General features: G+C 37.3%; 1 protein-coding gene. It reads left to right on the plus strand.

Features of this window, described 5'->3' with window-relative positions:
• Positions 1-318: 318 nt before the first annotated feature.
• Positions 319-3,546 (plus strand): SusC/RagA family TonB-linked outer membrane protein, encoded by a 3,228-nt coding sequence (locus tag I6E24_RS15660; protein WP_235329567.1) that lies wholly within the window; start codon positions 319-321, stop codon positions 3,544-3,546.
• Positions 3,547-3,764 lie beyond the last annotated feature (218 nt).

A 3,764-nucleotide genomic window follows, 5' to 3' on the forward strand; every position in this document is an offset into this window, starting at 1 on the left:
GTATAAAGTAAAAAATATTCTTTTTTGGTAATATATTTTCATTTTTTTTTTTGATGTAGTATTGATTTATTTTATATATTTGCCCCAAACAAATATCGCATAAATGTAAAGTTGAAAAAATATCTGAAGTTTTTCAGAGAAGAAAATATTTAAGTTACATTTTTATTTTAATTCGATATACCGTAAATTTCATTTATGATTTAGAAATGTTGTAGACCTAAAAACATTTATGTTAACCTTATAATATAAACATTGAATAAGAAAATTTCTGACAATTAAAGGAATTATCACACATTTTTAATTTTAAATATAATAGCTATGTTGAAAAAAACTAAATTGGTCGGAACATTGTTGGCTCTGACAGGAATTTCCTCTACAGGAACAGTTTATGCGATAGCTGTACCTGACGTGGGTAACATCCAAAGTGTACAGCAGGAATCAACATGTACCGGTGTAGTTAAAGATGCTACCGGTGAAACTGTTATCGGCGCTTCGGTTTTGGTAAAAGGTACTACTATTGGTACTATTACAGGTCTGGACGGAGATTTCTCTTTGTCTAATGTGGAAAAAGGCAGTGTAATTCAGATTTCTTTTGTAGGTTACAAAACTGTAGAAGTGGTCTGGAACGGTCAGCCTATAAATGTTACCTTGCTAGATGACTCACAAGCCTTGGAAGAAGTGGTCGTAGTTGCATTCGGTACTCAGAAAAAGGCTAACCTGACCGGAGCTGTATCTTCTGTCGGTGCAAAAGAAATTGCGGCACGTCCTGTAAGTTCTACGGTAGAAGCTTTGCAAGGTGTAGTTCCTGGTATGAATATTTCTACCAGTAGTGATGGTGGATCTTTGAAGGGAAACAAGAGTTTCAATATCCGCGGTACTGGAAAAATCGGTAATTATGGTTCCGCATTGACTCCGTTGGTTCTTATTGACGGTATGGAAGGCGATATTAATGCCATCAATCCACAAGATATTGAAAATATCTCTGTTTTGAAGGATGCTGCTGCATCATCTATCTATGGTTCTCGTGCTCCTGGTGGTGTGATTTTGATTACAACCAAAAAAGGAAAGAGCGGTAAACCGAACATCAATTATAACAATAACTTCCGTTTCAATTCGCCATTGAACATGCCTCACATGGCAGATTCATACAGTTTTGCATTGGCAATCAATGACCAGATGGCAAATAATGGTGAAGCTCCTATGTATAGTGCTAAGAAGTTGCAGCAAATCAAGGATTATCAAACAGGTAAGAGTAATGAATACATGTGGCCATATTCAAATGGACGTTGGAATGCATTTGATGACCCGAACCGTGAAGATTTGATGCCGGCTGCAAACACAGACTGGTTGCATGCATTGTTTGGCAGCAGCTTTACTCACGAACATTCTTTAAGTGCTAATGGAGGTACTGATGTTATGCAGTATTATTTGTCTGCCAACTATCTTGATCAGGGTGGATTGTTGAAATATGGTGATGATGGAAAGAAACGTTATTCATTGACAGCCAAAATAAATGCAGATTTGGCAAAATGGTTGAAGGTGGGCTATAGCGTACGTTTTAATCGTATAGACTACGATTCTCCTTCGTTTGCCAGTGCAGGTAGCAATAAGTCAAATGTGTTTTATTTCGACGTTTGTCGTTACTGGCCGGTAATTCCTTTGGTGGATCCAAATGGATATTATACTGCAGAATCAAAAATCTATCAATTGGAAACAGGTGGACGATATAAAACCCAGGAAGATATCTTGGCACAACAATTACAGTTCTTGATTGAGCCTATCAAGAACTGGAAGACTACCGTAGAACTTAACTATCGTATCAATACATATTTTGAACACACAGATTATCAGACTGTTTATGCCTATGATGTGGCAGGTAATCCTTATGCAATAGCCAATACAACTTCAAGTGTAACAGAATATGGAAAGAAGAGTAACTTCTTCAATCCAAATATCTTTACTGAATACTCTTTGAATTTGGAAAGTGGTCATAATATGAAGGCTTTGGTGGGTTTCCAGAGTGAATTGTTTACGGTTCGTGATTTGAAAGCTTCACAAGATAACATTATGGCGGGTGTACCTACATTGAATACAACCTCACAAAACGCAAAAGCTTCAGGTGGTTATTCTGAATGGGCTACTGCCGGTTTCTTCGGACGTATCAATTACGATTACAGAGGACGTTATCTGATTGAAGGTAATATCCGTTATGACGGAACATCACGATTCTTGAGAAACAAGCGTTGGAACTGGTTCCCTTCATTCTCTGTAGGATGGAATGTGGCACAGGAAGAATTCTTTGAATCTTTGACAGATTTAATTGGTACCATGAAACTACGTGCTTCTTGGGGACAGTTAGGTAACCAAAATACAGAAAGTTATTATCCTTTCTATCGTACTATTACGTATAGTCAGAATAATGGAGGATGGCTCGTTAACGGACAGAAACCTAATACTGCGGCAGAATCGGCTTTGGTATCAGCTTTGTTAGGTTGGGAAAAGACAGAAACATTCAATGTCGGTTTTGATTTGGGTATGCTTAATAACCGATTGACAGTGAACTTTGACTATTTCCAGCGTAAATCAAAAGATATTGTAGGTCCAGGTCAGGAGTTGCCTGCTATTTTAGGTACAGGTGTTCCTAACGTAAATAATCTGGATATGACTTCCAAAGGTTGGGAATTACAGGCAAGTTGGAGAGATCAGGTAAACGATTTCCGTTATGGTATTACATTATCTTTGTCTGACAGTAAAGTAGTTGTTGATAAATTCCCTAACCCATCGAAAGATTTGGGACAGACTTATTATGATGGAGCTGTAATTGGTGATATTTGGGGATGGCAGACAATAGGAATTGCTAAGACACAAGAGGAAATGGATGCACATTTGGCAAAAGTAGATCAGTCTTCAATGGGTTCTAATTGGGGAGCAGGTGATATCATGTATGCTGATGTTGATGGAGATGGTGTCATCAGTGCAAAAGATAATACTTTGGCAAATCATGGTGATAAAGTTCTTTTAGGAAACAATACTCCTCGTTATAACTTCGGTTTGAATCTCGACGCTGCATGGAAAGGCTTTGACTTGAAAGTATTCTTCCAGGGAACATTGAAGCGAGATTATATGCCAAGTGATGGTTCTACAATGTTTTGGGGTGCTGTAGGTTATTGGCAGACAAATTATTTCGAGCCTCATCTGGATTATTTCCGACCTGCAGATACAACAAGTGGATTGGGACCTAATGTTGACGGTTATTATCCACGACCCATGAATGATTCTAAGAACCGTAAGGCACAGACCAGATATCTGCAGAATGCTGCATATTGTCGTCTGAAGAATGTGACTTTAGGTTATACACTTCCATCTGATTTGACAAAGAAGTTCTATGTAAACAATTTACGTTTCTTTGTATCAGCCGAGAATTTGCTTACTATAACAAGCTTGTGTAAGACGTTCGATCCGGAAACTGTAGGAGTAGGTGACTGGGATGGATGTACATATCCATTGTCAAAGACTATTTCATTTGGTTTAAGTGCAACCTTTTAAAAAATAGTTCCTATGTTTAAAATCGGAAGTGACGGATAACATAATATAGCACTAAAAAAGCTATACCATTATAGTTAACTTTGTATATTGTAGAAAAACAATATTAACCAATAACGATATAGCTTATGAAGTGTGTACAAAGTAACAAATTAGATTTTAGTGGACAAAATATTTACGTAGGAATTGATGTCCACTTGAAAAGTTGGTCTGTTGCAATT

The sequence above is a fragment of the Bacteroides caecigallinarum genome (assembly GCF_021530995.1).
Lineage (GTDB): Bacteria > Bacteroidota > Bacteroidia > Bacteroidales > Bacteroidaceae > Phocaeicola > Phocaeicola faecigallinarum.

Coding starts and splice junctions, on each gene's coding strand:
- I6E24_RS15660 (WP_235329567.1), top strand. CDS start 319: ATGTTGAAAAAAACTAAATTGGTCGGAACATTGTTGGCTCTGACAGGA.